The sequence below is a fragment of the Cellvibrio sp. genome, assembly GCF_053579595.1.
The window spans coordinates 401-7,071 of the sequence record NZ_JBRFPI010000242.1 but is presented as its reverse complement, the minus strand read 5'-3'; the positions used below and the strand labels follow the sequence as shown (position 1 = coordinate 7,071).

The following is a 6,671-nucleotide window of genomic DNA, read 5'->3' as shown; positions in this document are numbered from 1 at the left end:
GGTAGCTGACTTCGCTGCGCTGCTGATATAGTTCGCTCGCTTTGGCGGCATCACATGGGCTCAACTCATACGAAGTAGAAACTGGCACTATGCGCAACTTTCTGATGTATTCATCTAACTCTTCGGTTTTAGGTTTGTTAAGGGCAATCATCCCTAGCACGGCAGAATTGGTTTTATCGCAGCCATCTTTTGCGCGACCTTCACGCTGCGCGATCCAGATACTGGAATGCTCATTGCAAATTGAGTGGTAGATATAGCTCGACAAATATTTTGCTGCTTTTAATTTTTCGCGCGGCGCTTTAGCAGAACGGTTTACGATAAAACTTTTATTCAAGCGCATTAAATCTGACACAAACGGTTTGGTCAGCAAATTGTCACCAATAGCAATGCGCAGGGTATTGCAATCGTTGTGATATAAAACCCAATTCACAAATGCTGGGTCCATGGCAATATCGCGGTGATTGCTAATAAATAAATAGGCTGTGTGTTTGTCGAGTTTTTCCAAACCGGAAACGGTAAGCGATTTGACGCGGGTATTGACCATACCCTCCATATATTTTGCAACCACACTTTGGAAACCTTTTACATCATTGATTCCCGCCAATTGCTGCGCAAGCTTCATGCGCACCAGCGGTTTTAGTAGCCATCCCAACCAGCCATGGAGCCCCGGAAACTTAAGGCGGGTTACCGCATCGGTCAATTCCGGATCAGCCAACATGCGATCAATTGTTGGACGAACTTCATCATCACGATAGGGACGGATATCATCAAATTCATTCATAGCGGGAGGTCATCACTCGAAGGTAAAACATAGACGTTAAGTCTGGCACAAAACTGCAGACAGGTTTGTCGACGTGAAAGGGCGCTACAGGCTTGGCTTATATCGCCAACCCAGCGAAAATAGGCGCACAAAATACCGAAAAGAGCCGCAAAATGCCACCAAAACCGTTTTTACCCGCCACTGACGCCCCCTGCCCTTGCGGTACCCAAAAACCCCTGCGTGACTGCTGTTTGCCCTTTATTAACGGCACTCACAACCCAGGCACCGCCGAACAACTGATGCGCTCGCGCTACAGCGCCCACACACTACTAGCGATTGATTACCTGTGGGAAACCTGGAGCCCCGAACAACGGTTGCGTTCTAGCAAGGATGATATCCTCGACTGGGCTGAAAGTTGCGATTGGTTGGGCCTACAAATTCTTGCGACACAACAAGGCGGCACAAATGACGATACCGGTATAGTCGAATTTATCGCGTTGTTCCGCCAGCAGGGGAAAATGCATCAACACCACGAAGTGTCGCAATTCAAAAAGATATTGGGTAAATGGCTTTATGTAGACCACCAGACATAAAACCGACACCCACCGCAAGGAACTGTGATACAACCACCGATCTGGATAAAAATTCACCATTCATCTCGCTATCCATTCGACTCATCGACATTCGCTGCTTACACTGCGCGGCAGGTCATAAACTACAAAAGTAATAAAAACGGCTACACTCATTTTGTCTCCCTGAATACAGCGCCTTTTAAGCAAGACTATGAAAATTCTTCTGGTTGAAGATAGTGCCACTCTCCGCTTTGCCATGCGCAATTATATTATTGACGCAGGCCACGAACCTTTGATTGCCCGCAGCGGTGAAGAAGCTCTGCAACTGCTTGAAAATACGCCAGTTGATATGATCATCATGGATGTAGAAATGCCGGGCTTAAATGGTTTTGAAACCACGCGCTTGATTCGTGAGTGGCTCGCTGGCCACTGGATTCCGATTATTTTTGTCACCGGCTTGAATGAAGATGAAAATTATCGCGAAGGAATCGAGGCGGGCGGCGATGATTATTTAATCAAGCCTGTCAGTTTTATGATCATAAAGGCTAAAATTCGCGCAATGGAACGCATCGCCGAAATGCGCGACCAGCTCAACCAACTCAACGCAGAGTTGGAAGCGCTGAGCCAACTCGATAGCCTCACCCAAATTTATAATCGCCGCACCTTTAATGAATTGGCGCAGCAGCAATGGGCGCTAGCCAAACGTCACCAACAACCCATTAGCGCGCTGATGATTGATGTCGATCACTTCAAATTATTTAACGATCACTACGGCCACCCTGCCGGTGATGCCTGTTTGAAAAAAGTAACCCACGCGATAAAAAGTTGTTTGCACCGCAGCTCGGATATTTTAGGGCGTTACGGTGGAGAGGAATTTATTGTGCTCTTGCCCGAGACCGACGCCAAAGGCGCTATGCGCGTTGCACAGGCAATTAGTGAGGCTCTGGAAAACATCCAGATCCGTCACGATGTATCGCCCTCCAGTACTTTTGTAACAGCTAGCATAGGTGGTGCTACCTGTTTGCGGACTACCGGCCATGATTTGGAGGAATTAATTAAAAATGCCGATCGTGCACTCTACAAAGCAAAACGTGCGGGGCGCAACCGCAGTTGGATCGATGAAGTTGCCACCCACAAAACCTTATTGCTGGCCGATACCAATCAGGAATTACTGCGTCACTTTAGCGCGCACCTGCAACCACATTTCAATTTACTGACGGCAGAGTCGCAAAAGGAATGCTTGGAACTGGCGGTAGATTTACACCCGGATTTGATTTTACTCGGCACCAACATTGCTGACACAGAAGCAGGCATTGAGTTGTGCAAAATATTGGCTCGCACACCAAAAACTGCAAGCATATCACTCGCAATGCTATGCGATTCATCCAGTAGCCAAATTCAGGAAATTGGAAAAAAAGTTGGAATTAGCACCCACTTTGATAAAAGCCTCACAGCACCTGCATTGCTGAACAAGATTGTTCAGCTAATTCACTAAATGCGTTGATTTACTGTATAACGGCTACGCCTGTTAGTTAATATAACAGCGCCTCAAATAAAAAATCCGCTTGGGTTAACCTAAGCGGATTTTTTATTACATATGAATAATTAAGAATTAATCATTACAAACAAAGGTTAATTTGAACGCAGCGAATTATACCAATTCACCTCGCGCGAAAATTTATCCACCTGATCAACCACATCCAATACCAATGCAAACAATGCCATACGCACTAAAACACCATTATCGGTTTGGCGGAAAATCGCCAGGTTTGGATTCGCATTCAAATCGTTATCCAACTCATTGGCATCGGCGCGCGAGTCACGCGGCAGCGGATGCATAATCACCGTATTGGGTTCGCAATACTGGGTATAAATCGACTGATTTAAACGGAATCGGCCGCGATATTGGTCGGCCTCTTCCTTGCTCGCAAAACGCTCCTCCTGAATACGGGTGGAGTAAGCGATATCGATATTGCTAATGCTGGAGTGCAACTCATCGGTAACGGTAACGACGTGACCGGCGGCGCGCAAGTCTTCCACGATATATTCCGGCATCGCCAATTCTTTGGGCGATACCAGCGTCACATGGATATTGCTGAACACGCATAAGAGCTTGCAAAGTGAATGGACGGTGCGGCCGTGTTTTAAATCGCCAATCATGGCAATGCGCAAATTGTCTATCGTGCGATTTTTGGAGCGCAATTCCTTGCGGATAGTGTACAAGTCCAGCAGCGCTTGGGTTGGATGCTCGTTTGCGCCATCGCCGCCATTGATGACCGGCACACGACTGCCTTCAGCAAATTCGGCAACCGATCCCGCTTGCGGGTGGCGCATACAAATTACATCGCTATAACCGGAAAGGACACGCGCAGTATCAAACAGGGACTCACCTTTGGTGAGCGACGAGCTTTCAAAGCCGGTGGTCTCGCGCACATTACCACCCAACAGGTTAAACGCCGAACCAAAGCTCACCCGCGTACGCGTGCTCGGTTCAAAAAACATGTTGCCCAGAATCGCCCCTTCCAATACCCGCGTCACCTTGCGGCGCAAGGCATAGGGTTCCATGGCATCGGCCACGTCAAAAATGCGCTGGATATCAGCACGTTCAAATTGTTTGATGGAGAGAATATGTGCGCCGGTAAAGTTCACAAGAATTCCTTAGCGGAGACCGCTGGCCAGGAAAGGCAATAGCCTGAAAGAGTGCGAGATAAAGCGGGCGCCATTTTAGCGGCAGCCGGGCTTGGATACCAACGGCAAGCACTAAAAATATTGCAGGAAAATCAATGTACCGGAATCAGGCTGACCAAGGCGGTATCGGCGCGACGCTCTTTGGTGGGCAGCGAAGGGGCAAGTCGCTCCAGTGCCGCCTGCGCCGTAGCGCGATAGGTAGTCAATTTGCCGCCCATCACCGACAGCACCCTGGGTTGGGCTTCATTATCCACTGCAAACATCACCTCGCGCGGGCGCGAAAAGGCGTTTTTATCGCTCTTGGGTAATACCCGCAAACCGGCGAAGGTTTCAACCTCTCCTGCAGCAGGAAGTGCAAGTTTCGGGAAGTAATGGCGCAAGGTTGCCAGTAAATAATCGCGCTCTTCCGGTGAACAAACCGACCGCTCCGGTGCGCCGGTAAATGCTCGCTCTGTAGTGCCTACCAACAAACGTCCTTCCCAAGGGAGCACAAATACCGCGCGTTTATCCTGCGGCGCCTCCAGATAGAAGTATTGATCCAACAACGGCGGCAAGAGCAGATGACTGCCCTGCACCAATTCAATCGCGGGCGATATCAACGCTGGCGCAACACGGCTTAAAACCTCGCCCGCCCAAGGGCCAGCACAATTGACCAACACTCGGCAGCTGATCGATTCGTGGCCCTTGTCCGTTTCAATCTCCACCTTGCAGCACTGACCATTGCGCTCGGCGCCGATAAATCGCGCCGGCATCAACAGATCAGCGCCCAAAATAACGGCTGACTGCAATACCGATCGGGTCAACCCTGCATCGTCAGTTTGTGCTTCGTAATAACGGAATACCGCCTTGAGGTTTTCCTGACGCAGCCCGGCCAGGGCCGGCCATTGATCGCGCCCTAATTGGGCAAACAAGGAATCTTTATTCAAACCCGCCAATAGCGAATACAGGCTCAACCCTGCGCGAATGGTGAGCGGTGAGCGGGTTGAATCGTCATAGATAGGAATATGCAATGGGCGCAACTTCACCAGCTCGGGAGCTAATCGCAATAACAATGCCCGCTCTCGCAAACTCTCACGCACCAGGCCGAACTGCGCTGTCTCCAAATAACGTAAGCCACCGTGAATCAATTTGGATGATTTACTTGAAGTACCCGCCGCTGGTGCAGTTTGCTCTACCACTAATACCGAATATCCAGCTGCAGCAGCCGCTTGCGCGACACCAGCTCCTTGAATCCCAGCACCAATGACAACAATGTCATATTTCATTCTTGTTATTCCGCATGAAAGACACGGGAAGTATAGGACAGGAATGTAAAAATGTTCGACGGCAGAAAGCCACTTTTATATTAGAAAGCTTTAAGAGAAACCAGTAATATGATTTTTAACATTACTTTAATTACTCATCAGCGGTGATCAGCAACAATAGTTAATGATCTCCAGTCTTAATAACTATCAAAGCACCTACAGTTTTGAGCGCAAATATTGAGCTGGACGGACATTGGCCGTCATAGTGGCCCAGCTGGACTGAATCTACTGAGAAATCTCCTTGGCGCCCCACCCTCACTGTGGGAAAATGCGCGACCTCAGACTTGTACTCCCTCTTATTTACTACACAGGTAATTAGCGCCCATGTCCGCACTTGTATTGGATGGCAAAGCCCTTGCCGAAAAAACTGAACAGGAACTCTCTGCCCGCGTTGCTGCATTAAAGGCGCGCACTAATGGCCAAACCCCTATTCTGGCGACCATTCTGGTCGGCGATGACCCGGCTTCCGCGACCTATGTGAAAATGAAAGGCAATGCCTGTACCCGTATTGGTATGGAGTCTTTGAAAGTGGAGATGCCTTCATCTACCACCACCGAGCAATTGCTCGCCAAAATTCAGGAATTGAACAACAATCCCAACGTGCATGGCATCTTGTTGCAGCATCCCGTTCCCCACCAGATTGATGAGCGTTTGTGCTTTGATGCAATCAGCGCAGAGAAAGATGTGGATGGCGTAACCTGTTTGGGTTTTGGCCGCATGAGCATGGGTGAAGAAGCTTATGGTTGCGCAACACCAAAAGGCATCATGCGTTTGCTGGAGGGCTACGGTATTGAACTCGCGGGCAAGCACGCCGTAGTAGTTGGCCGCAGCCCTATTCTGGGCAAACCTATGGCGCTGATGCTGCTTAACGCCAATGCCACTGTCACCATCTGCCATTCACGCACCCAGAATTTACCGGCATTAATTAAGCAGGCCGATATTCTGGTTGGCGCTGTTGGTAAACCGGAATTTATTAAAGCCGAGTGGATTAAAGACGGCGCGGTGGTGGTTGATGCTGGTTATCATCCTGGTGGCGTGGGCGATGTCGAATTGAAGCCGTTGGTTGATCGGGTTGCTGCTTATACACCGGTTCCCGGTGGTGTTGGCCCAATGACCATCAACACCCTGATTTACCAAACCGTAGACTCGGGCGAGAAGAAAATCGGTTAATGAATTCTGTTTCATCGCTGTAATAGTGCTGGCCATTGTTGTTCGTATCGCTATTTAACTTTTAAGGAGTAAAAATCAAATGCGTAAATTTCTTTTGCTGGGTAGTTTGTTGGCAGTGAGCGTTTCTGCCACTCCAAATGATGCCGTTAAATATACTTGTAAGATGGGTAATCCCGA

Annotated in this window: 6 protein-coding genes; 3 read left to right on the top strand and 3 right to left on the bottom strand. The window is 49.0% G+C overall.

Features of this window, described 5'->3' with window-relative positions; genetic code table 11:
• Nucleotides 1–781: 1-acyl-sn-glycerol-3-phosphate acyltransferase (locus ACWA6V_RS14455; protein WP_449523153.1), on the bottom strand; the 781-nt coding region annotated here is incomplete at its 3' end.
• A gap of 152 nt (nt 782–933) precedes the next feature.
• Here ACWA6V_RS14455 and ACWA6V_RS14450 point away from each other — a divergent pair.
• Together ACWA6V_RS14450 and ACWA6V_RS14445 are read left to right on the top strand one after the other, a co-directional pair.
• Complete coding sequence (locus tag ACWA6V_RS14450; RefSeq protein WP_449523152.1) at nt 934–1,353, top strand: YchJ family protein; 420 nt, start codon at nt 934–936, stop codon at nt 1,351–1,353.
• Nucleotides 1,354–1,543: 190 nt separating this feature from the next.
• Nucleotides 1,544–2,827 (top strand): diguanylate cyclase, encoded by a 1,284-nt coding sequence (locus tag ACWA6V_RS14445; RefSeq protein WP_449523151.1) that lies wholly within the window; start codon nt 1,544–1,546, stop codon nt 2,825–2,827.
• A gap of 137 nt (nt 2,828–2,964) precedes the next feature.
• Here the strand turns inward: ACWA6V_RS14445 and ACWA6V_RS14440 are convergent, their stop codons facing one another.
• Both ACWA6V_RS14440 and ACWA6V_RS14435 read right to left on the bottom strand, forming a co-directional pair.
• Nucleotides 2,965–3,981: an aspartate carbamoyltransferase gene (locus tag ACWA6V_RS14440; protein WP_449523150.1), complete on the bottom strand. Its 1,017-nt coding sequence runs from the start codon at nt 3,979–3,981 to the stop codon at nt 2,965–2,967.
• 131 nt (nt 3,982–4,112) lie between these two features.
• Nucleotides 4,113–5,285 carry a glycerol-3-phosphate dehydrogenase/oxidase gene (locus ACWA6V_RS14435; protein ID WP_449523149.1) on the bottom strand — a complete coding sequence of 391 codons (1,173 nt, stop codon included), beginning with the start codon at nt 5,283–5,285 and terminating at the stop codon, nt 4,113–4,115.
• A gap of 363 nt (nt 5,286–5,648) precedes the next feature.
• Here ACWA6V_RS14435 and folD point away from each other — a divergent pair, with 363 nt between their 5' ends.
• Entirely contained in the window at nt 5,649–6,494 is an 846-nt protein-coding gene (gene folD, locus ACWA6V_RS14430; RefSeq protein ID WP_449523148.1) for a bifunctional methylenetetrahydrofolate dehydrogenase/methenyltetrahydrofolate cyclohydrolase FolD, read from the top strand.
• Nucleotides 6,495–6,671 lie beyond the last annotated feature (177 nt).